We start from the raw sequence: 24,982 nt of genomic DNA on the forward strand, positions 1-24,982 counted from the left end.
ACCAACGACATCAGCCACGGCGAACTGATCCGCACCACCGCCGACCAAACCTTCACCATCGACCCCTGCAACCTCCAACTCCTCTACCAAGGCCGCTCCCCCAACTCCGGCGGCGACTACGGCCTCCTGCCCTACCGCCCCGGCCTGCTCACCCTGCGGCGCTGACGCTCCGCCACTCCACGACCCGGGGCGGGTTCGGCACCACGCCGAACCCGCCCCGGGTCGTACGTCCCTCGGCCGCCGCGACGTTTGGGGCGGGTCCAGGCATGCCGGCGCTACCGCTGGTCGCCGTCCAGGTAGCGCAGCACCGCGGTGACCCGGCGGTCGGCCCGGTCGTCCGGCGGGAGCTGGAGTTTCGCGAAGATGCTCCGGATGTGCTTGTGCACCGCGCCGTCGGTGACGAACAGCCGCTCCGCGATCGCCGTGTTGCCGAGCCCCTCGGCCATCAGCCCCAACACCTCACGCTCGCGCGGCGACAGCTCGCCCAGCGCGGTGTCCGGCCGGCGGTTGCGGGCGAGCAACTGCGCCACCACCTCCGGGTCGATCACGCTGCCGCCGTCCGCGACGCGACGCAGCGCGGTGAGGAACTCCTCGACCCGGCCCACCCGTTCCTTCAACAGATAACCGAGCCCGGCGGCGCCGACCGAGAACAGTTCGGTGGCGAACGCCTGCTCCACGTACGCCGACAGGACCAGCACCGCGAGGCCGGGTCTGCGGCGGCGGGCCTCCACCGCGGCCACGATGCCCTCGTCGGTGTGGGTCGGCGGCATCCGTACGTCAACGATCGCCACGTCCGGCGCGTGCTCGTCGACCGCGACCAGGAACTCTCCCGGGGTGCCCGCCGTGGCGACCACGTCCAGCTCCTCCGCCCGCAACAGCAGCGCCAAACCCTCCCGCAACAGCGGGTCGTCCTCGGCGATCACGATCCGCATGGCAGCTCCACGTGCATCCTCGTCGGCCCTCCCGATGGGCTGGTCAGCGTCATTCGCCCGTCGTACGCCTCGACCCGCCGGCGGATGCCGGTGAGCCCGGAGCCGCGTGCCTCGTCGGCGTCGCCGCGCCCGTCGTCCTCGATGGTGACCAGCAGCCGGCCGTGCTCGCGGCGTACGGCGACGTCCACCTGGCTCGCCCCGCTGTGCCGGACCACGTTCGTCAGCGCCTCGGCCACCACGAAGTACGCGGTGGCCTCGACCGACGCCGCGCAGCGGACGGCCACGTCCACCGCGAGCCGGCACGGAACCGCGCAACTGCCGGCCAGGCCCGCCAGCGCCCCGGCGAGGCCCCGGTCGTCCAGTACGGGCGGCAGGATGCCGCGCACCACCGTCCGCAGTTCGCCGAGCGCCTGTTCCGCCGCGTCCTGCGCCTGCCCGAGGATCTCGTCGGCCCGGTCCGGGTCGCGCCGTACCGCCCGGCGCGCGGCGCCCAGCAGCACGTTGACCGCTACCAGCCGATTCTGCGTGCCGTCGTGCAGCGACCGCTCGATGCGGCGCAGCTCCAGGGCGTGGGCGTCCAGCGCCGCGGCCCGGGTGGCGGTCAGCGCGGCGACCCGCAGCGACAGGTCGACCCCCGGCGGCGGGGGCAGCAGCCACCGGCCGGGCCAGGACTGGAAGCGGACCAGCGCCGGACCGAACCCGACCGCGGCGACCAGCCAGCCCACCCCGAGCACCCCGACCACGAGCGCCTCGGACAGCCCGTCGATGCGCCACCAACCGATCCCCGGTGCGCCGGCCTCGGGCGGGACCAGTCGGTACCACAGCGGGAACGTGATGTCCTGAAGGGCGTAGAGCGGCAGGGCGAGGCCGACCAGGCCGGACACCAGGCCGGTGATCGAGTGGAGCGTGACCCAGCCGAGCTCCCGGCGGACGAACGGGTCGCGCACCGCCTCCCGCAGCTCCTCCGGCACCGGCCCGGGAGCCGGGATCGTCGTGCCCAGACGGGACAGCCGAGCGCGCTCCCGATCGGCCACCGAGCGCACCGTCCGCAACGCGCCGGGCGCCAGCCGCAGACCCACCCCGACCAGGCAGGCCAGTGCCACGACCAGCGCCCAGCACAGCGCGCCCAACGCCAGCAGCGCGGTGCCCAGCCCGCCGACGAGGTGTTCGAGGGCGTCGACCGAGGCGCGCACCCGGCCCCGCACGTACGCCATCGCCGCCCACCTCCCGCGCCAACATAGGCCACCGCGAGCACGGCCGGCAGCGTCCGCGGCGGAAAGTACAGCCTGCTGTACCGCCGCTCGTCGAGCTGGCGGGATCGTCCCCGTCGGGGTCGCCCGCCTAGCGTCGATGGTGTCGTCGAACGTCACCGAGGGAGACAGTCATGACCGACCCGTACCGCATCATCGAGGCCCCGGCCGCCGCACCGGAACGGCCCGGCGGCCTGCTACGTCCGCTGCTGTGGCTGGTGCTCTTCGTCAGCGCGGCGATCAACGCGGTGCTCTCGAGCGTTGTGGACAGCCCGTGGATCGGCTCGGTGTTCGGCCTGGTCGCGGTGCTCTGCGCGGCGGCGCTGATCGTCCACCACCGGCGCAACCGCTGACGCCGTCCCGTCGACGGCGCCCGCAGTCGTTCTACGGGCGTCGGGACGGTCAGCGCTCGGTGGCACTGACCGTCATGCGCTGGGTGCCGAGCACCGAGAGCAGGCGCAGCGCCTCCGCGGAAGGTGAGCCCGGCACCGCGGTGTGGATGACGAGCCGCTGGTCACGGTCGGCGATGTCGAGGACGTCGCAGTTCACGGTCACCGGGCCGACCAGCGGGTGCTGAAAGGTCTTGATCAGGGTGCGCTCGTCGTCGACGTCGTGCGACTCCCACAGTTCGCGGAACCGTTGGCTGCCCGCGAGCAGGTCGCGGACCAGCGCCGCCACCTCGGGGTCGTCGGGGTAGCGGGCGGCGGTGGCGCGTAGTCGCCGGGCCGAACTGCGGGTGAACTCCTCGACGTCGGACACCCCGTACAGCACCCGGCCGTCCGGGTGCGGGCCGAGGAAGGCGCGGCGAACCAGGTTGCGGTCACGTCGGGGCAGCGCCGAGAAGTCCTCCATCAACGCCGCCGCGAGATCGTTCCAGGCGATCACCTCGTAGCTGGCCGACGTCACGTGGGCGGCCGCCTGGGGCAACCGCTCGATCAGGTCGAGGATGCTCTGCCGCACCTCGTGCGGCGGCCCGGCCGGCGGGGCCGGCGGCCTGCCGGCCAGATGGTGCAGGTGGTCGCGCTCGGCGTCGGAGAGGCGCAGCGCGCGGGCCAGGCCGGCCAGCACCTCGGGCGAGGGGTGCGGGGCGCGGGCCTGTTCGAGCCGGGTGTAGTACTCGATGGAGATGAACGCCAGCCGGGACACCTCCTCGCGTCGCAGCCCGGGCGTGCGGCGCCTGGTGCCGGCCGGCAGGCCCACCTCGGCGGGGGTGAGCCGCTCGCGCCGGCTGCGCAGGAAGAGGGCCAGCTCCTGTCGATTCACCCCTCAAGTGTGCGCCGCTGGACGGGCTCAGCCAGTGGCTCACCGCCCCCCGCACCGCGGCGTACGACCGGCTGCCCACCAACCCGCCCTCCTGGCTGGCCGACAACGGACCGCTCACCGCGCAGGAGAAGAGCACCCTGGACACGAACTTCCGCAAGCGTGCCCAGTCCGTGCAGGCGGTCGATCGGCTGATCGGCAACCTGCGCGCCCAGCTCACGACCAGCGGCATCGCCGACAACACCTATGTCGTGTTCAGCTCCGACAACGGCTTCCACATGGGCGAGTACCGGTTGACCGGCGGCAAGCAGACCGCCTTCGACACCGATGTGCGGGTCCCGCTCGTCGTCGCCGGGCCGGGCGTCGTTCCCGGATCGCAGCGCGCCGAGATCGTGCAGAACATCGACCTGGCACCGACCTTCCAGCGCATCGGCGCCGCCGACGTCGGCACGCACGTCGACGGGCGCAACCTGCTTCCCCTCGCGCAGGGCGAGGCGGCGCCGAACTGGCGTACCGGGGCGCTGATCGAGCACCACGGCCCCAACCAGGCCGCCGACGATCCCGACGCCCAGGACCGCCGCAACGGCAGCCCGATCACCTACGAGGCTCTGCGGACCGCGACCTACACCTACGTCGAGTACTCCAACGGCGAACGGGAGTACTACGACAGGACCGTCGACCCGCACCAGCTCGACAACATCGCGGCCGGCCTTTCGGCCACGCGACAGGCCGCGCTGCACGATGCCCTCACGTCGTACGTCGCCTGCCACAGCCACTCGGCATGCTGGGCGGCCGGTCACGTGCCGGCCTGACGAGCGCGGGTTCCCTGGCGGCCTCGACAGCCGTCCCGACGCCGGCTTCACTCCGCGGACGTGACGACCCGCGCGAGTGGAGCCGCGCGGCCGGCTCGGTAGCGACCCGGCGTCGTTCCGATGATCGCGCGGAACGCCGCGATGAAACTGCTGGGGTTGGCCCATCCGCAGGCGTAGGCGGTCCGGGTGGTGTCCCAGCCGTCGGCCAGCAGCACGAGTGCGTGGTAGACCCGCAGCTGCGTCCGCCACTCGTAGAAGGTCATGCCGAGTTCGTCGCGGAACAGTCGGCTGAGGGTACGAGGGCTCACGCCGATCGTCTTCCCGAGTTCGGCCAGCGTGGCGTTGTCAGCCGGCGTCTCGTACAGCATCCGGGCGAGGGCTTGCAGGCGGTCGTCGCGCGGCTCCGGCAGGTGCAGTGGCTGTTCGTGCGCCGCGCGGAGTTCATCGACGAGCACTCGAAGCAGGCGAGAGCGCGCGGAGCGGCTGTAGCCAGGCGTCACGTCGTCGTAGTTGCCCGGGCCGGTCAGGGCGAGCAGGACCTCGCGGGCGAGGCCCGAGGCAACGAACACGGCGGGGTGATCCGGTAAGCGCCCGGCGAGGGATGGCGTAAGGAACACGATCCGCATGTCGGTGTCGCCGTGCGCTCGGTGGTCGTGCGTGCACTCCGCAGGGGTCCAGGAAACCCGGTTGGCGGGAACGATCGACGTGCCGCGCTCGGTGTGCACGGCCAGGATGCCGCTGGCCGCGTACACCAGGTGCCCTCGACCGTGCGTCTGCGCGGCGCTTGTCCCGCCCGAGGGCCAGAGGTGGCGGCCGCCCGAGGGCCAGAGGTGCGACCTCACTCCGGCGGCCGGATGAGATTGGCGGCGAACGGGCATCCGCTGGCTTCCTGTCGGTAGTAAGCCACTCCCTGACCTGGCGACACTACCTCCGGGCGGTGATCTGCGGCCGCACAGAGCCAACCGCCCGCCATCGAGCGGCGTGCCCCGACGCCGAGGCTCAAGAAAGGAAAAACGCATGACGACGTACGTCCTTGTGCCCGGCGCCTGGAAGGGTTCCTGGTCGTTCGAAGCGGTGGTTCCGCTGCTGGAACGCGCTGGCCATACGGTGCACGCGCTGACCCTGACCGGTCTGCGGCCGGACGACGACGACGCGACCGTGGCGACCGCCAACCTCGACACGCATGCCGACGACGTGGTGCGGCTCCTCGATCGCGCCCACCTCACGAGCGCGACGCTGGTCGGCCACAGTTACGCCGGGATGGTGATCGCCGCCGCCGCGGATCGCGCCGGCGGTCGGATCTCGCGACTCGTGCATCTCGACGCCTACGTGCCGCGCGATGGCGAGTCGTGCTGGTCGGCGACGAACGAGCACTTTCGGGCGGTGTTCGCCGCCGGCGCCGCGGGCACCGGCTACGCCGTCCGGCCGCCGGAGGGCGGCGATCCCCGCCGCCGTCCCCATCCACTCGCGTCGTTCCTGCAGACGATCCGGCTCACCGGCGCCGTTGCCCAGGTCCCACGACGCGAATTCGTCTACTGCTCGGGATGGGAGGACCGGACGCCGTTCGCCGCGCTCCGCGCCCGGCTCGACGCCGACCCCGCGTGGCAGGTCCACGACCTCCCCACCGGCCACGACGCCATGCACGAGGCCCCCGAGGCGGTCGCCGCGCTGCTGCTCGACGAAGGCGGCCCATCGCGGTGAGGACGAAGGGCGGCCAACTACTCCAGGAGTTGTTTCAGCGTGCCGAGGTTGTCCCGCATCCCGCCCTTGAAGAGCCTCTCGGCAAGCGGTCCGAGGAGTGCGGCCGGGCCGGTGAGACCGGCCGCGCTGATCGTGCCCTCCAGGATGAGTCTCGTGGTGCCGCCCGACGGCCGGACGAGGTAGCGGTAGGTGAACGGGGTGGGCCCGGTCAGCGAGGTGAAGGTGACCTCCTCGCCCTCCACGTATGCGGTGATCGACACTTCGTTGCGGGCGGCCCGCCGGGCAGGTCTCGATACACCTCGTACCGGGTTCCCAGGCCACCGGCGCCTCCGACGCGCTCCACGCGTCGCACTGCCGAATACCACCGCGGCATGGTGGTGAAGTCGGCGACGAAATCGAACACCCGCCCGGCTGGGGCCGCGATGTCCAGGTCGAGGTGAAAGGTCATGGTGTCCCCTGTGTGCGTGCCGCACCCCGACCACGCGGTCAGTCCTTCTGCCTCTTCTCGGCAGCGAGGCGGTTCGCGAGGGCGAGGCCGGCGGGTGATTGTCGGGTGAAGCCGTGCAGGAAACCGATGAACGCGTCGATGTCCGTTCCCGCACTCGCCTGGTCGAGCAGGTCGTACAGCTGATTCTCGATCTCCGCGACACGGCGGGCCGTGTCCCGGCCCGGCCCGGTGAGCGTGAGCCGGACCTGCCGCCGGTCGTGTTCGCTGGTGGTTCTCTGCACGAGACCCGCGGCGACGAGTCGGTCGACGATGCGACTCGGGCTGGTGCCGGTGTCGCAAACGAGCATGTCGCCGAGTTCCCGGAGGGCGAGCGGTCCGTGGTCGCCGATGATGCGCAGTGCCTCCGATTGCGCGGGCGTGACACCGATCTCGGACAGCAGCACCGTGAGCTGGCGGTTGCCCTCTCGTTGTGCCGCGAGAATGAGGTAGCGAAGCTGTTCGGCTGTTCTCACACCCGCATCGTGCCGTGTTCACGCAGCGCCGTGGCCAGGAGCCCGGCCGCCGCGGGGTCGTGCGCGGCGAGAATCGGCATGCTCGGGTAGCGGGCAGCCAACGCGTTGACGCGCCGGGTGGTTTCGTGCAGACCGGTGGCGTCGCCGACTCCGGGGATGCGGTCGGCCGCGAGCCGCCGCACGTCGTAGGTGACGTCGCCGACCAGCAGCATGGGCGGCAGCCCCGCACTGCGCAGCAGCAGCGACATCGAGCCGGGCGTGTGCCCGGGGGTGGGCAGCAGCAACAGCGAGCCGTCACCCATGACGTCGTACGCGTGCGTGAACGGCGCGATGGCGGGGTCTTCGACGCGCTGCGGGGTGACAGCCGTGAAGGTGACGCCGGGGATGTGGATGTGTTCGCGCAACAGACCCGCGAACGCCGCGAACCTTTTGTCGACCTCCGCGAGTTCGGCGGCGTCGACCAGGACCCGCGCCGATCTCGGCAGCTCCCGCAGGCCGCCGATGTGGTCCTGGTGCAGGTGGGAGAGGACGGCCACCCGTACGTCGGCGATGTCGTAGCCCACCTCGCGGAGCCGGTCGGTCAGGGTCGCGCCCGCCGGAACGTCGAACGTGGCGAGGCGGCGGTAGATGTGTCCGGCCGGGCCGCCGGGGAAGTAACCCGGGTCGGTGACCGAGCGGCGGTCCTGGCCGGTGTCGAACAGCACCAACCCGCTGTCGTGCTCGATGACGTAGACGTTGATCGGGAGGGGCTCGGTCCAGCGGCGAGACGTGTTGAGCCACCACATCAGCGGGGTGCCGTTCGTCTCGCGATGCTCGGGGCGGATCCGGACGGTGCCGGTGCTGACAACCGTGACCTGCTTGATCGGTGTCATCGCGAACTCCTTAGATGTCGCGACATACATGTCGCGACATGAATTAGATGTGCGAAGCATCCGGCCTGTCAAGCCCTATGCGATCCGGGTATAGGTTCGATGGGTGGATGTGGTCGCCGCCTGCCGGGCCTTCGTCGCCGTCAGTGGCCACGGCAGCTTCACCTCCGGCGCCGCCGCTGCGGGCATCCCCCAGTCGGTCGCCAGTCGCCGCATCGCCGCCCTGGAGGAGCACTTCGGGGCGCGGCTGTTCGACCGGTCGTCCCGCGCGGTGCGGCTGACGTCGTTCGGCCAGGACATGCTGCCATCGGCCCGGCGCCTGGTCGACCTCGCCGATGCCATTGGCGACGACGCCCAGCGGGCACGGTTGCGCCCGCTGCGCGTCGCCGTACCCGAGATCTGCTCGCCACACCACCTCGCCGCTCTGGTGGTCGCGGCGCGGCGGCAGCAGATCCACCTGGAGGTACGGCCGGCCGGCCCGGCCGAGCGTGAACGGCTCTGTCGAACCCTGGAGGTCGCTGCCGGGATCGTGGCGGTTCCGGAGGCGGCGGCGTCTTGGCGGGTGCCGCTCGGACTGGCCGCCCGGACCCCCTTCCCGGCGCCGACGGTGTTCCTGGAGACGCTGCGCAGCGGCCGGGCCCGCACGCAGGCACGCCGGCGGATCCTGATCCAACCCGAGGACGACGTCGCGCACCTGCGGGACCCCCTGACCCGTGCCAGCCAGTCGGCCGGCCTGGGGCCGGCCCAGGTGGCGGTCGCGCCGTCCCTCGTCGACGCCGCGGCAGCGGCCCTCGGCTCCCCCGACCTGCTGCTCTGCTCCCGTCAACAGGCCGAGGACTTCGGACTGCACTGGTGCCCCCTCGCCGACCCCCGGCTCCTGCGAGGCTACGAGGTCGCCGCCGGCGTACGCGAGGACCTCAATCAGCTCAGCACGGTCCTCGACGCGGACATCGCACGATGCCTGGGCGCGACCGATGGCGACCCGGGGCCGGCCAGGGGTCGCACACGCGGTGACCGCACGACGGGAGATCCTGCGTGAGCGCCACCGCCGTCGTCCGCAACGCCCAGGACCTGCTCGACGAGGCCGGGTTGCACGGCGCGTTCCTGGTCCGCAACCTCGACACCGGCGAGGAGCTCGGCTTCGACGCGGACACCCCGTACCCGACGGCGTCGCTGGTGAAGGTGCCGCTGGCGGTCGCCGTGCTCGAACGGATCGCGCGCGGGGAACTCGACCCGGCGGCACCCGTTGACGTCCTGCCCGGTCGAATCACCACACCCGGCCCGACCGGGTTGAGCCGCTTCCGCCATCCGGCGCGGATCGCCGTGGACGACCTGCTCTACCTGAGCACCTCCGTCAGCGACGGAGTCGCAGCCGACGCCCTGTTCGACCTCGTCGGGCCCACCGAGGTCGCCGCCGAGCTGCGGCGACTGCGGATCGAGGGCATCGCCGTGCGACACCGGGTCGGCGACCTCGCCGAGACCCCGGCGGAACGTCTCGGCCCCGACGACGTACACCTGGCCCACGCCCTCGCCATCGGCGCCGGAACCCCCGGCCAGGGCCACCCGGTCGCCCAACTCGACGTCACCCGCGCCAACACCGGATCGGCCCGGGCCTACGTCGACCTGCTGCACGCCCTCTGGCGCCCGTCGACGATCCACGAGACCACCGCCGCGCGGGTACGCGCCCTGATGGGCGACAACCTGCACCGCCAGCGGCTCGCGCCGGACTTCACCTCCGACGCGTCCCGCTGGTCGTCCAAGACCGGCACCCTGCTGCACCTACGCCACGAGGTAGGGGTGGTGGACCACGCCGACGGTCAGTCGTACGCGGTCGCCGCGCTCACCGCATCCCGGGTGCCCGCCGTCGCGCAGCCCGGCAGCGAGGCGACGATGGCACACGTCGCCCGGACACTGCACGGCCACCTCCGCACGGGCACCCTGCCCTGGTGGAGTTAGTCAGCTGGTGGCCCGGGCGCACGCTCGGCGGCACGGCACTCCGTCACAACGCGGCGACCACGACCTCCGTTGCCCCGGCGATGAGGGCGTTGTCGTAGCTGGCGTCCTTCTCGTCGCGGCTGGACAGCACCGCGAGGACGATCGGCGCCCGGTCCGGCGGCCAGATCACCGCGATGTCGTTGCGGGTGCCGTAGCCACCGGCACCGGTCTTGTCCCCGACGACCCAGCCATCGGGAACACCGGCGCGGATCAGCTCGCCGCCGGTGGTGTTGCCCCGCAGCCAACCATTGAGGATGTCGCGGTCCGCCGGTTCGAGGGCGTGGCCGACGGCGTACGCCCGCAGATCCTGGGTCAGGGCCCTCGCGGTGCTGGTGTCCCGCCGGTCACCTGGCCTCGCCTCGTTGAGCTCGGTCTCGTAGCGCGCCGGATCGGTGACCTTGTCTCCGACCTCGCGCAGTTCCTTCTCGAACTTCTGTGGTCCGCCGAGCTGACGCAACAGCAGGTTACCGGCGGTGTTGTCGCTGTAGCGCACGGCCGCGTCAGCGATCGCGCGCAGCGTCATGCCCTCGGCGACGTGCCGCTCCGTGATCGGCGAGTAGGTCACCAGGTCGTCCGCCGAGTACCGCACCACCCGGTCCAGCTCGACGTCGGTGGTCTCGTCGAGGACCTCGGCGGCGGCCAACGCCTTGTACGTCGAGCTGTACGCGAACCGCTCGTCGTCCCGGTACTGCACGGTCCGGCCAGTGCCGGTGTCGATCGCGTAGACCCCGAGCCGAGCGTCGAACCTCTCCTCCAGTTGCCGGAACTCGTGGTCCCGGTCAGCGGCGGTGGACGGGTTCACCGTTGCCGCACGGTCCGGCGTCGGCTGCTCGGCGGCATCGGCGGGGCCGCAGGCGGCCAGTGACACCACTGCCAGCGCGGTTACCAAACCGTCTGTCGAAAACACCATGATCGCTCCTTGTCGGTGTCGTGAGGTCCGGCGCGGGCGGCGCCGGTCGGACAAGGCTCGACCCTGACAGGGATTCGGCATGCGGTCGAAGACGGAACTGGCGGTGTTCATGCTGATCTGGCATCGCCCGCGCCCTGACCGACCTCGCTCCACCGCTCGACTCGGACCCGTCAGGAGCTGGTCCCGCGAAGGGACCATCGGCGCACCAGAAGGCAGAAGCCCAGGGCGGGACCGGTCAGGCGGCTGCGACACGTCCGTAGCCTCGTCGACGACCCACTCAACCCCGGACGCCTCCGGTCGCGTCTCTCTCTGCATCCGCTCGTGATCGCGAGGCGGATATGACCTGGAGGTGGCGTGAGTCGGTACGAGGACGACGAACAGTTCCGGCTGTTCGTACAACGACAGTGGGGGCCGTTGCTCCGAACGGCCTACCTGCTGACCGGCGACCGGGGAACAGCGGAGGACCTGGCGCAGTCGGCGTTGGAGAAGACTCATCGGCGCTGGGGGCGGGTACTGCGCAGGGACGCCCCCGAGGTCTACGTACGCCGGGTGATGGTCAACACGGCGATCTCCTGGCGGCGTCGGCGGCGGCCGCTGGAGGTGCCGCTGCTGACCTCCGACAGCGCGCCGACGCCGGACGCGTACGCGCAGGTGGAGGAGCGGCAACTGCTCCTCACCGCGCTGCGGCGGTTGCCCCCCAGGACCCAGGCGGTTCTGGTGCTGCGCTACTTCGAGGACCTCAGCGAGGCGGACACCGCCAAGGTTCTCGGCTGTTCCATCGGCTCGGTGAAGAGCCAGGCGTCGCGCGGGTTGGCCCGAATGCGGGTGGAGTTCGCCCCACCCGCCTCCCAGTCCCCGGTACGGCTCGAGGAGGAACTGGCATGACCGAGAGCTTCGCAGATTCGACGCTCAGTCCTGCGCTATGGCAGGCCGCGCACGGCGTCAACGTAGCTGAGGACCCGTGGCCGGGGTTCGCCCGGCGCGAGCGACGGCACCGGCGGACGCGGCTGATGCGGGCGGTGGTGGCCGCTGCGGTCGGAGTCGCGCTCGTGGGGGTCCAGACCAACGTGGTGCCCCTGCCCGGATGGGCGCCTGGCATCGCGGTCGCTGCCGCCCCGACAGCGCTGCTCGACGCGCCGCCCCGGGGCGCGCTGGCCGGCGATCAGGCCTGGCTGGGCTCGCTGCGGGCGCGGATCAGCACCGACAGCCCGTTGGGTGGATGGAGCCCGGACGGCATCTGGAAGGTCGGCGATCGTGACCGGATTCGTTTGCTTTACGGCAGTGACCAGCCGGGCCAGCGGGTCGCGCTGGTCGCGGTGCCGCTCCGCCTCGGCCTACTGAGCAAGCAGGCGCTGGTCTGGTACGTGGGTCCGGCCGGGGCCGGTGCCGAACAGATGCGCTACGCCGGCCACAGCGAGGGCGTCGACGACCCGGTGATGACCCTGATGCAGGCCGGTCCCGACCGGGGCGGATTCGCGGTCGTCGTCGGGCCGGCCGAGTCCACCGTGATGATCAGTGGCGACCCTCGGTACACACCGAGGGGAACCCTGGAGTACCAGGACCTCGCCAGGGCGGACGGCAGCGGGGTCGGGTTCGCCGTCCTGCCCCCCGCGCCGCTTCGGAACGAACCCGTCGTCCGGGTCAGCCGTGGCGACCAGCTGCTCTACCAGGGGGGCCTGGGCGGCGGCCCGTACGACGCGATCGACCCGACCGGACCGGAGATGGACGTCCTGCTCGCCGCCGCCCGACGGGGTGCCCGAGGTACGCCGGTGGACGATGCCAGCCTGCGCGACTTCGTCCAATCGGCACTCCTCGACAGTCGTCTCCCGGCTGCCGGGACGACAGTGCGGGTGCGTTGGTCGGGCAGCGGGCACGGCCAAGCCGCCACGCTGCTCACCGTGCAGCCTGCCGGCGGCGGGGTGATCGCGTACGCCAGACACGGCGACGACCGAACCGGCTGGTGGACCGACCTGCGGCTGCTGCTGCCGGCCGAGGGCGCCGACCAGCGACCAATCGGCTGGCGGATCCGGGCCGACGACGGCACCCGTCCGCCGACGGACCAGGTGCGGGTGATCGCCCCGCCGGACGCGGCCCGCGTCACGGTCACGATCGGCGGCGCACCCCCCGCCACGGTCACCCTCGACGCGTCGAACGCCGGCATCACCCGGATACCGCCGGACCAGCCGGCCACCCTCACCGCGTACTCCACGGACGGCAGCGTCCTCGGAGCCACTCCGGTGCCGCCGGTCGAGGCCGACATGTCGGGCCTGCCGGGCGACAGCCCGGCTACCCGGGTGACCCCCTGACGAACCGAAAGCGTGGGCGAGCCGTCCGAAGACGGCTCGCCCACGCCGCCGTCCGCAGTCAGGGTCCGCTTGACGTGGCACCCCCGGGCGGTGGCCCGATCCCCGGGGAACGCGTCAACGGCGAACAGGTCGCCACGGTCACGCTCGTCGGCGTTGAGGTGGAGCAAGTTGATCTTGGCCATGCGCGGAGAGTAAGAAGGTCTTCACAGTCCTGGCTAGACAAGAAGAAGCCCCCTAGCGGCCGTTGGGCCTGCTAGGGGGCTGTATGTGCGCCCGAAGGGACTCGAACCCCTAACCTTCTGATCCGTAGTCAGATGCTCTATCCATTGAGCTACGGGCGCTTGTGCTCAGCCAGTCTACACACCCGGCTTTCGCGCGGAGACTCCGGGATTCGAACCCGGGAGGGGCTTTAAGACCCCAACCGCATTAGCAGTGCGGCGCCATAGACCAGACTAGGCGAAGTCTCCCTGGTGATCCGCAGACCACCGCGCCCGAGGATACAGGTCGCCACCCACCGGGAGCAAAACGACTTCCGGGGTACGGCCCGGTCCCCGTGTTTCACCCCTGTGCGGCGGCGTGATCGGGACTACGCTCCATCGATATGCAGGAGCAGCCGCCGAGCGAGCCGACCCGTCGAGAGCCTGCTGAAAGAGCGCGTCGACGCTCTCCGCGGCCCACCTTCACGCCGCCGACCGCCGCCGAGCAGCCCGACGAGACGACTGCGCCGCCGGCAGCCGCTCCGGCGAGCCCGCGTCCTCGACGGGCCAAGGCTGCCCCGGCCGTGCTGTTCCAGCCACCGGACCCCGAGCGCCCCCTGCCCCGCCAGCCGCGCCGCTCGTCTCCGGCATCGAGCGTCCCACCCGCCGCCGACCAGGCCGGCCCGCCACCTGACGCCTCACCGGCGGGCCAGGCCGGCCCACCGAATAACACCCCAGCCCGCGACCAGGCCGGCCCGTCGGTGAACACCCCGGCCGATGAGCAGGCCAGCCTGCCGGCGACCGCCCCAGCCACCGACCAGGCCAGCCCCTCCGACGGCACCCCGGCAGCGGAAATGGACCAGCCGGGCAACAAGCGGGCGACCCCCAAGGCCACCCCCAGCAAGAAGGCCACCTCAGCCGAGAAGGCCCTCCCGGCCAAGAAAGCCACCCCCACCCAGCGGGCCACCCCAGCCAGGCAAACCGCCCCGGCCGACGAGATCACCCCAGCCAGGAAGGTCACCCGAGCCAGGAAGGCCGCCCCGGCGATCAAGCGCAACGCCACGCCCGCGCAAGCCACCTCGGCGCCGCAGCCCTCGACCGCCATGGCCGGAGCAGAGCACGACCCGGTGCCGGCTTCGGGGCGTACCCCGGAATCGGATGTGCGGGCGGTGATCGCCCGCCTGCGCGACCACCCGGGCTTCGCGCCGGAGTTGCTGGCGCTGGAGGCGGTCCGGGCGCTCGGTCCGGGCGCCGCCGAGTGGGCGCAGCGGCTGCGGGCCCGGTATCCGGACGCGCCGGCGGACGGCCTGGCGCGGCTGGCGACCCGGCGGTACGTGCGGGCGGCGGGCGCGGGAGGGGCGGCGGCCGCGCTGGCTGGGCTCTTCGCGCCGCTCGCCGAGCTGGCCTCGGTGCTCTGGACCCAGTCGAACCTGGTGTTGCGACTGGCTGCGGTGTACGGCAAGGATCCGACGCACCCTGACCGGGCCGCCGACCTGCTGGTGCTCACCCTGGTGCATCCGGACGCGACGAGCGCGCAGGAGGCCCTGCTCGCGGCACAGACGACTGGCGATCCGGTCGAGGGCGCCTGGCCGAGGGCGGCGGAGGCCGCGTGGCGGCTGGCGGCGCCGCTCACCGCCCAGGCGGGCGGGTGGGTGGCGTTGCGGTTGGCGTCCCGCCTGTTGCCGGGTGCGGCGGTGGTCGCCGCCACGTTGGGTGACGCGGCGGCGGCCGATCGGTTGGCCGCCCGTGCGGTGGCGGCCTACCGGCCGGGCCGGCGCTGAGGGTCAGAGCCAGGTGAACCAGTCGCGGGGCAGCAGCGCGTAGCCGACGAAGGCGACCACGTCGAGCAGGGTGTGCGCGATGATCAGCGGCAGCACCCGGCGGGTTCGCAGGTAGAAGAGGCTGAACACGACGCCCATGATCGCGTTGCCGACGAACGCGCCGAAGCCCTGGTAGAGGTGGTAGCTCCCGCGCAGCAGCGCACTGGCCGCGATGATCGCGGCGAGCCGCCACTGGAGCTGGCGTAGCCGGGTGACCAGGTAGCCGACCACGATCACCTCCTCCAGCAAGGCGTTCTGCACGGCGGAGAGGATCAGCACCGGAACCGCCCACCAGACGTGCGGCAGGGCCGCCGGCACCAGCGTGGCGTTGATGCCGAGCTGTGCTGCCGCCCAGAACAGGGCCAGGCCGGGCAGGCCGATCAGCGCGGCCAGGCCGGCACCCCGGGCCAGGTCCTGGCCGGGCCGCCGCGCGTCCAGGCCGAGGGTCCCCACCGGGTCGCCGGGGTCACGGCTGAGCAGGTGTACGGCGAGCAGCACGGGCAGCAGCGCGAAGACGATGCCGAGGAGCTGGTACGTCAGGTCCAGCCAGGGTCGGGCCGACGCCGAGGTGTTCAGTGACGCGGTCTGCTTGGAGAGCGGCCCCTCGGCGGTCAGCTTCGCGATGATCGATACCACCGCGTAGACCGCGGACTGGCCGAGGGAGAGGCCGAGGACCAGCAGCGTCTCGGTCCCCAGTACTCGGCGGGACACCGGGCGGGTCAGCTCAACGGTCACCGCACCACTCTGCCCGACGGACGGCACCGCGGGCACGGCCGATCGGCCGGCGTGAACCGATCGCACATTCTGTGCGACCGGTGAGCACGCTCCGTGGAGATTCTATGAGCGCCCGATCCGCTGCCGTCTGGAGAAGGAGCACCGGTGGACAACGTCGCACGGTTGCTGAAGGAGAGCTGGACCCTCGTCGAGGAGGACCGGGAGCGGCTGAGCGGGCACTTCTACGCCCGACTGTTCCTGCTCGACCCCGCCCTGCGGCAGCTCTTCCCGGTGCAGATGACCGGCCAGGGTGACCGCCTGCTGGAAGCGATCATCACGGCGATCCACACCGTGGACGACCCGGAGAGCTTCGACGAGTTCCTGCGAGCGCTGGGCCGGGACCACCGCAAGTACCACGTCGACGACCGGCACTACGCCACGATGGGCGTCGCGCTGCTCGATGCGCTGCGCAGCACCGCCGGCGACGGCTGGAACCTGGAGTACGACCAGGCATGGCGGGACGCGTACGCGGCGATCGCGGCGAAGATGGTGGCCGGGGCTGCCGACGACGACAACCCGCCGTTCTGGCACGCCGAGGTGCTGACCCACGAGCGGCACGGCTCGGACGTCGCCGTGCTGACCTGCCGGGCCCTGCAACATCCGCTGTCCTGGCGGGCGGGCCAGTACGTCAGCCTGGAGCTGCCCCGCTTCCACCCGCGGGTGTGGCGGAACTACTCGGTGGCGAACGCCCCGAACGACGACAACGTGCTGGAGTTCCACGTGCGGAGCCCCGGCGCGGGGTGGGTGTCCGGGGCGCTGGTCCGCCGCGTACAGCCCGGGCACCTGCTGCGCCTGGCGGCGCCGATGGGGTCGATGACCCTGGACCGCTCCTCGGAGCGGGACATCCTCTGCGTGGCCGGCGGCGTGGGGCTGGCGCCGATCAAGGCGCTGGTGGAGGAGCTGGCCAGCTACAACCGGACGCGCTGGGTGCATGTCTTCTACGGCGCCCGGCACGCGACGGACCTGTACGGGCTGGCTGGCCTGCAGGAGTTGGTGGCCGCGCACCCGTGGTTGTCGGTCACCGCAGCGTGCAGCGACGACCCCGACTTCGACGGCGAGTTGGGCGACATCCCGGACGTGGTGGCCCGGTACGGCCCGTGGACGACGCACGACTGCTACGTCTCCGGGTCGGCGCAGATGGTCCGGTCGACGCTGCGGGTGCTGGCCGCGGACGAGGTGCCGCCGCCGAACATCCGCTACGACACGTTCGGCGATCTCTAGACGTTCCTCCCCCCACACCGGGGCGCGTGCCCCTGCCCCCTGGGGCACGCGCCCCGGTCCCCGCCCTGCTCAGTAGCGCCAGGGTTGCCCCGTCTCCCGGTATTCCTCCACCGGCACCAGCGGCACGCCGGGCGCCATCCGGTCGACGTAGAGCCGCCCCTCCAGGTGGTCGATCTCGTGCGCGACGAGCCGGGCCATGCCGAACTCGAACGAGGTGATGATCCGGCTGCCGTCGTACTGGGCGTGTTCCACGTCGAGTCGCAGCGGTCGGGGCACCAGACCGCGGTGGTCGAAGAAGGAGAGGCACCCCTCGTACTGCTCGTCGGTCTCCGGGTCGGCGTCGACCACCCGCGGGTTGAGCAGGACGACCGGTTCCGCCGTCCGGTCGGGGGGTCGGACCACGGCGGCGGCGCGGCCGACGCCGAGCTGCGGTGCGGCGATGCCCACTCCCTTGTTGAACGGGTGCAGCTCGTCGAGCCGGGACAGCGCCATGGTGAGTCGGTCCACGACGTCCCGGGCCACAGGTTCCTCGCCGGGCAGGTCGAACTGCCGGACCTGCTGGCGGAGGAGGTCGGCCCCACGCTGGACGATGCCGATCCCGCGCATCCGCTCGCTGGGGCGGACCCGGGTGCCGCCGGGACCGACGTCCGGGTCGGCGTCCGGCCGAGCCCGGAAGCGCCACTGCATCCGGTAGCGGGCGTTGAGCGGCGGGGCGTCGGTCTGCCAGTCGTAGATCGCCCGGTCGCCCTCGTCGCGACGCTGCGGCGCCGTCCGCAGCGGGCCCTCCTCCGCGGAGAGCGAGGTTTCCACGCCCCAGACCTGCGGGTCGAGGGCCACCGGCAGATCCAGGCGTACGGCGAGGTGCCGCGTGGGCAGCCGGACGGCCCGCTGGAACCAGGGGCCCCACTTCTCGTGCCCGACGCTGTACGCGTACTCGATGATGGCCCGGTCGCCGGGGTAGAGCGGGAAACGCCGTTCGCCGTTCTCGAAGAGCAGCCAGATCTCCTTGAACGCGTCCCGGTCGTGTTTCGCCCGCCAGTGCATCGGCTCCGGGTCGCCGGCGCCGTCGTCGCGGCGGGCCTGCAGTTGCAGCTCGGCGAAGGTGAGCGGGTGTTCCCGGTGGTGCCGGTTGGAGCGACCGGGGTCGTTCGGGTAGCGGTCCACCGCGACGCGGACGAGGTAGCGGGTGACCGGCTCGGTGCCGGCGTTGTAGAGCTCGCGGCGGATGACGCACCGGTAGGCGTCGTCGGTGTGGGTGAGGGTGGCCAGTTCCCGCTCCACGACGAGGCCGGTGCCGGGGGGCAGCCACTGGCCGGGCAGCGGGGGTTTGCGGTGCGGTTGGCCGGACCGGGAGTGCCGGAGGTCGTCGTACTCCCGGAAGCGCTGCCAGATCGCGCCGCTGGCCTCCAGGACGGCCTCGGCACGGCGGGCGAAGTCCTCGGTCGGGCGGTGTCGGCGCCCCTCGACGTGGCTGACGTAGGACGGGTCGAACCCCATCAGGATGGCCAGTTGCTTCTTGGACAGGCCTCGCCCGGCACGATGGCGGGCAAGCTCGGCCGCGAAGGAGTCGGCAGCCCGTTCGAGGGGTGACGTCGTCATCGGCTTCCTCGTGGCCGGGAGTATTAGTTTCACGTTCCGTGGCGAAGCGCACACGCATCTGCCACCTTGTCGACACAACGCTTGACAATCCACCGACGGTGATCGATCCTGCGGCGGCGTTTTCGGAGGCCGGGCGCGGGTAGTACGCCGGGGCGCGGAGCGCTGCTCTCGCCGGGAGCCGAAGTGACCCGGACCTCCCGATCCGACCGAGGCAAGGCTTCCCTTAGACCGGCAGGCGTGGTTAGGCTAGCCTTAGCTCAGGACGACGCTGCTCGTCCGCCGGGGCACGCTCCCGGTCACGCGGACGGGGGATGACACGGTGACAGCGGTGATGCCGAGGCGGGACGTGACCGCCACGCCGCTCGCCCCCGTCACCGCGGCGCTGCGGGCCATGTTCGGCACCGACGACCTTCCCGGTCTCGCCCGGGGCCTGCTGGTCGACGACGAGTTCGGTTGGACGCCCGCCACCACCCTGATCGACGGCACCCGCCTGCCGGAGCTGCTGCACTCGGCCAGCGTCCGCTGGGGTGGCACCCCGCACGCCTGCGCCGCGCTGGCCTGGAAGTCGTACAGCTACTGGACGGCGCTGCCGGTCGTGCTCGGCTGGGCCTCGGCCCGCCGGGTGCCGCTGCTCGACCCGTCCGACGTGCTGATCCACTTCGAGGACCACCGGCCCCTGCTCACGCTGGGCCTGCGCCACGGCACCACCGTGGCCGTGCTGCCGAGCGACCCGCTGGCGCTCTCCGGCCTGCCGGAGGTACGCGTCGTCGCCGGCGAGGCCGAGTTGCTGGCCGAGCTGCGTGCCTCCCTGCTCGACGCCCACCTGGCGCCGCTGATCGCCGCGATCCAGGCGGAGGTGCGGGTGGGCACCCGGACGCTGCTCGGCTCGGTCGCCTCCGGCATCGCGCACGGCATCCTCCGGGCCGCGGACGCGCTGCCGGGCTCGACGGTGCAGAGCATCGACACCCTGCTCGGCGCGCTCGACCTGGCTGACCTGGTCGAGCTGGTGCCCGGCCCGACCGGTGAGCCGAGCGTGCAGCGACGCACCTGCTGCCTGGCCTTCACGCTGCCCAGCCCGAAGGTCTGCCAGGGCTGCTGCGTCCGGCAGGGCTGATCCCGCGAGTCCAACTCCCGGGCCGGCCCGCTCAGTCGGTCAGCGGCCGGACGTCCCACACCCAGACGCCGCCGGTGAAGACCGGTTGGATCCCGGTCAGCTCGGTCATTCCGCGACGCAGTTCCATCTCGTGCTCGTGCGGCCCGAGGATCACCACGCCGGCCCGCCAGTAGCGCAGGTCGTCGACCGCCTTGACCCGATCCTGCGGGGTGATCGGCGGCACCGCGCCGGTCCGTCGGATGGTGGCGAAGAAACTGCTGGTCGGCCGGGGCGGCGCGGTGAACAGCGCGACCTTCGGCGGCTCCGCGCTCGGGCGGGTGTCCGGTCCGAGGAAGTAGCCCCGGGCCAGCGGCATGTCCAGCCGGGTCGCGGCGGACCAGCGCAGCGGCTCCGCGTAGTTCGTGTCCGGCAGCGGCAACGTCACCACGCTGCGCCCACCAGCCACGTAGGGCCGCCACGCCCCGCTGGTCACGAAGGTGGGGACCGGGTCCAGCTTCACCACGGGCAGCGGGGTGGGCAGGATCGGCAGCAGGGCCATCGTCAGCACGGTCGCGGTGGCGAAGCGGATCTGCGGCCGAGCGGCCGGATGCGTACGGGCCAGCTCGCGGGCGCGCTCGGCGCCGTAGGCGAGCAGCACCCCGACGATCGGGGTGATCGCCAGCGCCCACCGGGTCGGCACCACCGAGTGCAGGATCGGCAGATTCTCCAGCGCGGCCCAGGGCCCCGGCACGCCGGTGCCGTGACCGGCGAAGCGGATCTCCCGCCCGAGCGAGAGCACCGCGAAGAGCAGCCCGAGCCCGGCCAGCGCGAGCACCACCACCGACCGCCGCAGCCACCAGACCAGGGCGACCACCAGCACGAGCAGCGACCAGCCGAAGAAGCTGTTCTCCTCGGTCGGGTTCTTGGCCAGCCCGGCGGCGGTGCGCGGGCTGCCGGCCAGCGATTCCCGGGAGTACGCGACGAACGAGGCCAGGTCACTGGAGTAGCCGCGGATCAGGCTGGACAGCCCGGAGTAGGCGCCGGGTCCGAAGAACTGCACGTACAGCGGGTACGCCAGCAGCAGGCCCGCGACCACGGCGGCGACGGCCAGGCCCGCGAGGAAGGACCGGGCGCGTGACCGCAGGGCGGGGCGGCCGAGGGCCAGCGCGCCGACGATCACGCCGAGCCCGATCGCGGTCATCAGCAGGATCTCCAGGTTGAGAAACGCCTGCCAGACGATCACCAGAGCGAGCAGCACCCCGTCGCGCAGCCAGCGGCCGGATTCGGCGAGCCGCAACGTACGCCAGATGATCAATGGGACGACGAACTGCGACACGATGTTCGGGTGCCCGTTGCCGTGCGACACCATGGCCGGCGCGAACGCGCAGAAGCCCGCGCCCAGCCAGGCCGGCCCCCGTGCTCCGACCAGGACGCGGGAGAGCAGGAAGTACCAGGCGGTGGCGGTGGCGATCATTCCAAGGGTGAGAAAGAGCAGGAATGCCGCACGTGGCCCGAACAGCAGGGTGACCGGCGTCATTGGCAATGAAATGGATAATACGGACGTATTTGCCATGAGGTTGACGCCGTCCGGCACGTTCATCTGATCCGAATGGAACGGGTACGCAAAATGCGTGACCACTCGCGCACCGTGCGCCATCATCCATTCGAACTGTGACTGGTCGGAGCGGTTGTCTCGCACTCCGCTGCCCGGGTCCCACCAGAGACGCCCGGTGACCCAGAAGCCGAGCACCACGAAGCTCAGCACGGCGGCCAGATCGGCCCACTTCCCGTTACGGCGCAACCGATCGCCGCCGCCGGCCTCCTCCACCGGCGACGCGGTGGCCGGGCCGTCGCCGGGCGCGTCCGGTTCGGGAGTAGTCATGACAATTCATAGGGTAGTCAGCGTATGGCGGTGCCGTGACATGTTTCGGGGTACTGCCGTACTATGTGCCGGGTTCGCCGACCGCCGATCACGTGCCCACCCCCCGACCGCAATTCGGCCAACCGCTCCCCCGATTCTTCTGCCATCCAAGCGGATGATTCACTCTGTCGGTCCAGGCACGGGTCGAGTTCATATCGTGAGGAATCGACGCATGGCAGAAATCACTGGGGATCAGCGCGTCCAGTCCGAGGTGCTGGAGGGCCTGGCAACGGCCGTCAACCACCGCCGCTGGTTCGTCGAGCTGGCGGTGCCGTACCTCGGTGACGACCCGATCGAGATCGGCAGCGGCCTCGGTGACTACGCGCTGGAATGGTCGCAGCGGCTGCCCCGGTTCACCGCCACGGAGGCCGACCCCGACCGGCTGGTGCAGCTCAAGGAGCGCCTCGCCGCCCAGCCCGGCATCGACGTCCGGCAGATGCTGCTCCCGCACAACGACCGGGGGGACTACAGCGCCGCGGTCTCGTACAACGTCCTGGAGCACATCGAGGACCACGTGGGCGCGCTGCGCAGCATGCGCGACCTCGTCCGCCCCGGCGGCGCGGTGATCATCATCGTGCCGGCGTTCCAGTTCGCCATGAGCCCGGCGGACATCGCCACCGGCCACGTCCGCCGGTACACCAAGAAGACGCTCGGTGCGGCGATGACCGAGGCCGGCCTGACGGTGGAGAAGATCCACTACGCCAACGCGCTCGGGTTGATCGGCTACTTCATGGCCACGAAGGTCTTCCGGCTGATGCCGAAGGAGGGGCCGATGGTCAAGGTGTACGACACCCTCGTCCTCCCCGCCACGAAGGCCGCCGAACAGGTCGTCCGACCCCCGTTCGGCCAGTCCGTCTTCGCCGTGGCCCGCGTCCCGGCCTGACCTCACCCCCACCCCGCCTCAACGCCGTTGCCACAGGGCGGCGGCCGGCGAGGTAAGAGCTTGATCATTGGGCGCCCCTGGGCACCCTGCGGTGGCAGGGCGTTCGGGTCGCCCTTTGCTCTGCTTCAACCTACGCAACACCCGGGGTGCCCGGATCGGACGCACACTGTTGCGTGGGTTGAAGCAGAGCAAAGGCAGCGATGCGGGCGATACGTGGGTGCCTGCCTGCCTCGTCCGACACTGATCCACTCCATATCGCCGACGTGGGGGCATCCAGACGCCCGGACACCCCCACGTCGGCGACGTGCAGTGGATCAACCGCCCGGCTGCCTCGCTGGCCGCCCGGGTCGGGGTCACTCCTTGATCTGATAGGTCGGCCGGATCACCGCCCGCGCGATGGTGTGGAAGGTCAGGTTGAAGCCGACGTAGGCCGGGCTCGCGTCCGGGGTGAGGTCCAGGCGGTCGACGTCCAGGGCGTGCACCGCGAAGACGTACCGGTGCGGGCGGTCACCGGTCGGCGGCGCCGCCCCGCCGAAGCCCTGCTCGCCGTAGTCGTTGCGGACCGAGAAGGCCCCACCGAGGTCGGTGCCCGCCGCGCTCCCCGCGCCGGTGGGCAACTGCGTGACGTCGGCCGGCACGTTCACGAGCACCCAGTGCCAAAAGCCACTGCCGGTCGGTGCGTCGGGGTCGTAGCAGGTCACGGCGAAGCTCTTGGTCTCGGCGGGGAAGTCCGACCAGGTCAGGTGCGGCGAGACGTTCTCACCACCGGTGCTGCCGTGCCCGTGTCGGGCGTCCATCGGCTCGCCGTTCTGCACGTCGTCACTCGTCAGGGTGAACGAGGGCACGGTCGGCAGCAGCTCGTACGGGTCCGGGGCAATCGGTCGTTCGAGGGTCATCGGGACGCGTCCTTCCGGGTGTTCGCAAGATTCCTCCGCCCTTCTTACCCCCTCCGGGTCGGCCGGACTCGGGAAGTACCGGGGTGCCGGGGGACGAACTGCCCGCCGCTATCGTTATCGACCGGCACCGTGGCGCGGGGGGACTTCTTGGCACGCATCTGGCGCGACTTCCTGGTCGCTGCGATCACCGCGTTCCGGCGACCCGACGAGCGGAAGGTCGCTGAGGAGCGCCGACGCGCCGTCGAACGCTTGGCCGCGGAGACCATCCGGGACAACCGACGGGCCACCAAGCCGCCGGAGTGACGCCGGGGTTACCGGGCTTGCCGGTGGCTCGGAGAGGCAACGCTCTCGGCCTGCTCACCGCGCTGACCGCTCGATCCGCCTGGGCGGCTCGGGCCGCCCGTGCCGCGGTCAACTCCGCGGATACCGCCGCCGCTGTCCACAAGAATAAGGGTGTGGGATTCAAACCCACAAAAGAACCGCCACCTATCCGCTCTTACCGGAGGGGATAATTAACGGATACGCCATTATGGACAGGGGCGCGAATTGACGATGCCGCCTTCGGCCGAATTCGCGCCCCTGCCTTGTTCAGATCAGTAGCAAGGCGAGACGGAGTAGACAGGGTCCCAGTCGGCAGAACCAGTGGACGGGCTCTTCGCGAGGACCCGGATCGGGATGCCCTCGGAGCCGAGGAGGTACGGGCTAGGGGCACCGCTGGACTGGTTGTTACGCCAGTAGCCCGTACCCGTCCAGTTGTAGACGTCGTAGATCTTGCAGTCGTAGAGGTAGAAAATCTTCCACGCGGCACCGGCCCAGACCTGCGCACAGAAGTAGCCGTAGGAGCAGGTGTAGGTGCCACCCGGCAGCACAGTCGACGTGCGGACGGACGGCGAGATCGTGGGCGTCGCGGCGATTCCCATGTCACTGGGCGCCGGCGGCGTGGTTACGAGAACACCGCCCGTATCGGAGTTCGAGGAAGCGACCGCGCCAGCCGACTCGGCGCCAACGGCTGCCGGTCTGGCTGCTGCGGAAGCTGTGGTGGGGACGCCGGTGGCCACGACCACAAAGGCCGCGGCCACGATCAGCGCACGCGAAAATCGCTGCATAGTAGTCCTCCCGTGATGGCATGTAACCGCCCCTACTACCCGAGCAGTATTCAGCATCCCAACGAATCTGTCGAGTGGTGTCGCTGGATTGATGAGCCACCCTGAGGCATTCACATCTGTGACCAGGTGGCGCGGAATTGGAGAGCGCGACAGACGGTTACGCGCAAGGCTGGGATTCGAATGCGCAGGTCGTTGCCGCCCGACCGAACTCGAGAGGCCAAGGGCGCAGCTCTCCGCTGGCGCAGCGCCGTGAGGGCTGCCGCCGCCGAAACTTTCTACGCGGACCGGTCCTTCGACGACGCGATGGCGGATCCGCCATCGCCGACCCGCCCTCGACCAACGCTCGCCCTGATCAGAGTGCTCCTTGCGGGGCACGCTGCGGAGGGTGTGGGATTCGAACCCACGAAGACATCGCTGCCTTACCGGTTTTCAAGACCAGCGCCATCGGCCACTAGGCGAACCCTCCCGGACCGCCAC

Annotated in this window: 27 protein-coding genes and 3 tRNA genes; 13 read left to right on the forward strand and 17 right to left on the reverse strand. The window is 71.4% G+C overall.

Annotated features, from left to right (window positions below; translation table 11 throughout):
- Positions 1-165 (forward strand): non-reducing end alpha-L-arabinofuranosidase family hydrolase (locus tag ABZT87_RS04840; RefSeq protein ID WP_355134568.1); only part of this gene is annotated, 165 nt, incomplete at its 5' end.
- Between the two features lie 110 nt (positions 166-275).
- On the opposite strand, the gene ABZT87_RS04845 is transcribed toward ABZT87_RS04840, so the two are convergent.
- Complete coding sequence (locus ABZT87_RS04845) at positions 276-932, reverse strand: response regulator transcription factor (RefSeq protein WP_354862894.1); 657 nt, start codon at positions 930-932, stop codon at positions 276-278.
- Positions 920-2,146: a sensor domain-containing protein gene (locus ABZT87_RS04850; protein WP_355133715.1), complete on the reverse strand. Its 1,227-nt coding sequence runs from the start codon at positions 2,144-2,146 to the stop codon at positions 920-922. The genes ABZT87_RS04845 and ABZT87_RS04850 overlap by 13 nt, the downstream gene beginning before the upstream one ends.
- 170 nt (positions 2,147-2,316) lie before the next feature.
- On the opposite strand from ABZT87_RS04850, the gene ABZT87_RS04855 reads away from it, so the two are divergent.
- Positions 2,317-2,535: a hypothetical protein gene (locus tag ABZT87_RS04855; RefSeq protein ID WP_354862891.1), complete on the forward strand. Its 219-nt coding sequence runs from the start codon at positions 2,317-2,319 to the stop codon at positions 2,533-2,535.
- A 49-nt stretch (positions 2,536-2,584) separates the two neighbouring features.
- On the opposite strand, the gene ABZT87_RS04860 is transcribed toward ABZT87_RS04855, so the two are convergent.
- A complete protein-coding gene (locus ABZT87_RS04860; protein ID WP_355133717.1) occupies positions 2,585-3,445 on the reverse strand; it encodes a helix-turn-helix transcriptional regulator in 861 nt (286 codons plus the stop codon).
- A 137-nt stretch (positions 3,446-3,582) separates the two neighbouring features.
- Here ABZT87_RS04860 and ABZT87_RS04865 point away from each other — a divergent pair, with 137 nt between their 5' ends.
- On the forward strand, positions 3,583-4,254 hold the full coding sequence (locus tag ABZT87_RS04865) for a sulfatase-like hydrolase/transferase (protein ID WP_355134570.1): 672 nt from the start codon (positions 3,583-3,585) through the stop codon (positions 4,252-4,254).
- Positions 4,255-4,301: 47 nt separating this feature from the next.
- Here the strand turns inward: ABZT87_RS04865 and ABZT87_RS04870 are convergent, their stop codons facing one another.
- On the reverse strand, positions 4,302-5,006 hold the full coding sequence (locus tag ABZT87_RS04870) for an AraC family transcriptional regulator (RefSeq protein ID WP_355133719.1): 705 nt from the start codon (positions 5,004-5,006) through the stop codon (positions 4,302-4,304).
- Positions 5,007-5,235: 229 nt separating this feature from the next.
- On the opposite strand from ABZT87_RS04870, the gene ABZT87_RS04875 reads away from it, so the two are divergent.
- A complete protein-coding gene (locus ABZT87_RS04875) occupies positions 5,236-5,955 on the forward strand; it encodes an alpha/beta hydrolase family protein (RefSeq protein ID WP_355133721.1) in 720 nt (239 codons plus the stop codon).
- 17 nt (positions 5,956-5,972) lie between these two features.
- On the opposite strand, the gene ABZT87_RS04880 is transcribed toward ABZT87_RS04875, so the two are convergent.
- The 4 genes from ABZT87_RS04880 to ABZT87_RS04895 form a co-directional block, all read right to left on the reverse strand.
- Entirely contained in the window at positions 5,973-6,215 is a 243-nt protein-coding gene (locus tag ABZT87_RS04880) for an SRPBCC family protein (protein WP_355133723.1), read from the reverse strand.
- Positions 6,164-6,403, reverse strand: a complete 240-nt coding sequence (locus ABZT87_RS04885) for an SRPBCC family protein (RefSeq protein ID WP_355133725.1) — start codon at positions 6,401-6,403, stop codon at positions 6,164-6,166. Before ABZT87_RS04885 ends, ABZT87_RS04880 begins: the two co-directional genes overlap by 52 nt.
- Positions 6,404-6,441: 38 nt before the next feature.
- Positions 6,442-6,846 (reverse strand): MarR family transcriptional regulator, encoded by a 405-nt coding sequence (locus ABZT87_RS04890; RefSeq protein ID WP_355133727.1) that lies wholly within the window; start codon positions 6,844-6,846, stop codon positions 6,442-6,444.
- Positions 6,847-6,911: 65 nt separating this feature from the next.
- Positions 6,912-7,787 (reverse strand): N-acyl homoserine lactonase family protein, encoded by an 876-nt coding sequence (locus tag ABZT87_RS04895; protein WP_355133729.1) that lies wholly within the window; start codon positions 7,785-7,787, stop codon positions 6,912-6,914.
- A 103-nt stretch (positions 7,788-7,890) separates the two neighbouring features.
- On the opposite strand from ABZT87_RS04895, the gene ABZT87_RS04900 reads away from it, so the two are divergent.
- Together ABZT87_RS04900 and ABZT87_RS04905 are read left to right on the forward strand one after the other, a co-directional pair.
- Entirely contained in the window at positions 7,891-8,823 is a 933-nt protein-coding gene (locus ABZT87_RS04900) for a LysR family transcriptional regulator (protein WP_355133731.1), read from the forward strand.
- Positions 8,820-9,740, forward strand: coding sequence for a serine hydrolase (locus ABZT87_RS04905; RefSeq protein ID WP_355133733.1), 921 nt, complete (start codon positions 8,820-8,822; stop codon positions 9,738-9,740). The genes ABZT87_RS04900 and ABZT87_RS04905 overlap by 4 nt, the downstream gene beginning before the upstream one ends.
- A gap of 43 nt (positions 9,741-9,783) precedes the next feature.
- On the opposite strand, the gene bla is transcribed toward ABZT87_RS04905, so the two are convergent.
- Positions 9,784-10,689: a class A beta-lactamase gene (bla, locus tag ABZT87_RS04910; RefSeq protein ID WP_355133735.1), complete on the reverse strand. Its 906-nt coding sequence runs from the start codon at positions 10,687-10,689 to the stop codon at positions 9,784-9,786.
- Positions 10,690-11,043: 354 nt separating this feature from the next.
- Between bla and ABZT87_RS04915 the strand changes: the two genes are divergently transcribed.
- Both ABZT87_RS04915 and ABZT87_RS04920 read left to right on the forward strand, forming a co-directional pair.
- Positions 11,044-11,574: a SigE family RNA polymerase sigma factor gene (locus tag ABZT87_RS04915; protein WP_354862881.1), complete on the forward strand. Its 531-nt coding sequence runs from the start codon at positions 11,044-11,046 to the stop codon at positions 11,572-11,574.
- A complete protein-coding gene (locus ABZT87_RS04920) occupies positions 11,571-12,995 on the forward strand; it encodes a hypothetical protein (RefSeq protein ID WP_355133737.1) in 1,425 nt (474 codons plus the stop codon). The genes ABZT87_RS04915 and ABZT87_RS04920 overlap by 4 nt, the downstream gene beginning before the upstream one ends.
- A gap of 268 nt (positions 12,996-13,263) precedes the next feature.
- Here the strand turns inward: ABZT87_RS04920 and ABZT87_RS04925 are convergent.
- Positions 13,264-13,336, reverse strand: a tRNA-Arg gene (locus ABZT87_RS04925).
- A 35-nt stretch (positions 13,337-13,371) separates the two neighbouring features.
- Positions 13,372-13,462: transfer RNA gene (locus ABZT87_RS04930), tRNA-Ser, on the reverse strand.
- Positions 13,463-13,776: 314 nt separating this feature from the next.
- Between ABZT87_RS04930 and ABZT87_RS04935 the strand changes: the two genes are divergently transcribed.
- Positions 13,777-14,973 carry a hypothetical protein gene (locus ABZT87_RS04935; protein WP_355133739.1) on the forward strand — a complete coding sequence of 399 codons (1,197 nt, stop codon included), beginning with the start codon at positions 13,777-13,779 and terminating at the stop codon, positions 14,971-14,973.
- 3 nt (positions 14,974-14,976) lie between these two features.
- Here the strand turns inward: ABZT87_RS04935 and ABZT87_RS04940 are convergent, their stop codons facing one another.
- Positions 14,977-15,747: a CPBP family intramembrane glutamic endopeptidase gene (locus ABZT87_RS04940; RefSeq protein ID WP_355133741.1), complete on the reverse strand. Its 771-nt coding sequence runs from the start codon at positions 15,745-15,747 to the stop codon at positions 14,977-14,979.
- 144 nt (positions 15,748-15,891) lie between these two features.
- On the opposite strand from ABZT87_RS04940, the gene ABZT87_RS04945 reads away from it, so the two are divergent.
- Complete coding sequence (locus tag ABZT87_RS04945) at positions 15,892-17,007, forward strand: globin domain-containing protein (protein ID WP_355133743.1); 1,116 nt, start codon at positions 15,892-15,894, stop codon at positions 17,005-17,007.
- A gap of 69 nt (positions 17,008-17,076) precedes the next feature.
- On the opposite strand, the gene ABZT87_RS04950 is transcribed toward ABZT87_RS04945, so the two are convergent.
- The gene (locus ABZT87_RS04950; protein WP_355133745.1) at positions 17,077-18,606 is read right to left on the reverse strand and encodes a peptide deformylase; all 1,530 of its coding nucleotides are present in this window, start codon (positions 18,604-18,606) and stop codon (positions 17,077-17,079) included.
- Between the two features lie 331 nt (positions 18,607-18,937).
- Between ABZT87_RS04950 and ABZT87_RS04955 the strand changes: the two genes are divergently transcribed.
- Positions 18,938-19,720 carry an IucA/IucC family C-terminal-domain containing protein gene (locus tag ABZT87_RS04955; protein WP_355134572.1) on the forward strand — a complete coding sequence of 261 codons (783 nt, stop codon included), beginning with the start codon at positions 18,938-18,940 and terminating at the stop codon, positions 19,718-19,720.
- Between the two features lie 31 nt (positions 19,721-19,751).
- Here the strand turns inward: ABZT87_RS04955 and ABZT87_RS04960 are convergent, their stop codons facing one another.
- Complete coding sequence (locus ABZT87_RS04960) at positions 19,752-21,581, reverse strand: hypothetical protein (RefSeq protein WP_355133747.1); 1,830 nt, start codon at positions 21,579-21,581, stop codon at positions 19,752-19,754.
- 211 nt (positions 21,582-21,792) lie between these two features.
- Here ABZT87_RS04960 and ABZT87_RS04965 point away from each other — a divergent pair, with 211 nt between their 5' ends.
- On the forward strand, positions 21,793-22,503 hold the full coding sequence (locus ABZT87_RS04965; RefSeq protein WP_354857265.1) for a class I SAM-dependent methyltransferase: 711 nt from the start codon (positions 21,793-21,795) through the stop codon (positions 22,501-22,503).
- 353 nt (positions 22,504-22,856) lie between these two features.
- Here the strand turns inward: ABZT87_RS04965 and ABZT87_RS04970 are convergent, their stop codons facing one another.
- Positions 22,857-23,399, reverse strand: a complete 543-nt coding sequence (locus ABZT87_RS04970; RefSeq protein WP_355133749.1) for a YbhB/YbcL family Raf kinase inhibitor-like protein — start codon at positions 23,397-23,399, stop codon at positions 22,857-22,859.
- 147 nt (positions 23,400-23,546) lie between these two features.
- Here ABZT87_RS04970 and ABZT87_RS04975 point away from each other — a divergent pair, with 147 nt between their 5' ends.
- On the forward strand, positions 23,547-23,702 hold the full coding sequence (locus tag ABZT87_RS04975) for a hypothetical protein (protein WP_355133751.1): 156 nt from the start codon (positions 23,547-23,549) through the stop codon (positions 23,700-23,702).
- Between the two features lie 290 nt (positions 23,703-23,992).
- On the opposite strand, the gene ABZT87_RS04980 is transcribed toward ABZT87_RS04975, so the two are convergent.
- Positions 23,993-24,319, reverse strand: coding sequence for a hypothetical protein (locus tag ABZT87_RS04980; RefSeq protein ID WP_355133753.1), 327 nt, complete (start codon positions 24,317-24,319; stop codon positions 23,993-23,995).
- Between the two features lie 565 nt (positions 24,320-24,884).
- A tRNA-Ser gene (locus ABZT87_RS04985) sits at positions 24,885-24,971 on the reverse strand.
- Positions 24,972-24,982: the final 11 nt, after the last annotated feature.

It is taken from the genome of Micromonospora sp. NPDC005237 (assembly GCF_040607775.1).
Taxonomy (GTDB): Bacteria; Actinomycetota; Actinomycetes; order Mycobacteriales; family Micromonosporaceae; genus Micromonospora.

Coding starts and splice junctions, on each gene's coding strand:
- ABZT87_RS04845 (WP_354862894.1), bottom strand. CDS start 932: ATGCGGATCGTGATCGCCGAGGACGACCCGCTGTTGCGGGAGGGTTTG.
- ABZT87_RS04850 (WP_355133715.1), bottom strand. CDS start 2,146: ATGGCGTACGTGCGGGGCCGGGTGCGCGCCTCGGTCGACGCCCTCGAA.
- ABZT87_RS04855 (WP_354862891.1), top strand. CDS start 2,317: ATGACCGACCCGTACCGCATCATCGAGGCCCCGGCCGCCGCACCGGAA.
- ABZT87_RS04885 (WP_355133725.1), bottom strand. CDS start 6,403: ATGACCTTTCACCTCGACCTGGACATCGCGGCCCCAGCCGGGCGGGTG.
- ABZT87_RS04895 (WP_355133729.1), bottom strand. CDS start 7,787: ATGACACCGATCAAGCAGGTCACGGTTGTCAGCACCGGCACCGTCCGG.
- bla (WP_355133735.1), bottom strand. CDS start 10,689: ATGGTGTTTTCGACAGACGGTTTGGTAACCGCGCTGGCAGTGGTGTCA.
- ABZT87_RS04920 (WP_355133737.1), top strand. CDS start 11,571: ATGACCGAGAGCTTCGCAGATTCGACGCTCAGTCCTGCGCTATGGCAG.
- ABZT87_RS04950 (WP_355133745.1), bottom strand. CDS start 18,606: ATGACGACGTCACCCCTCGAACGGGCTGCCGACTCCTTCGCGGCCGAG.
- ABZT87_RS04955 (WP_355134572.1), top strand. CDS start 18,938: ATGCCGAGGCGGGACGTGACCGCCACGCCGCTCGCCCCCGTCACCGCG.
- ABZT87_RS04960 (WP_355133747.1), bottom strand. CDS start 21,581: ATGACTACTCCCGAACCGGACGCGCCCGGCGACGGCCCGGCCACCGCG.
- ABZT87_RS04965 (WP_354857265.1), top strand. CDS start 21,793: ATGGCAGAAATCACTGGGGATCAGCGCGTCCAGTCCGAGGTGCTGGAG.
- ABZT87_RS04970 (WP_355133749.1), bottom strand. CDS start 23,399: ATGACCCTCGAACGACCGATTGCCCCGGACCCGTACGAGCTGCTGCCG.
- ABZT87_RS04980 (WP_355133753.1), bottom strand. CDS start 24,319: ATGGGAATCGCCGCGACGCCCACGATCTCGCCGTCCGTCCGCACGTCG.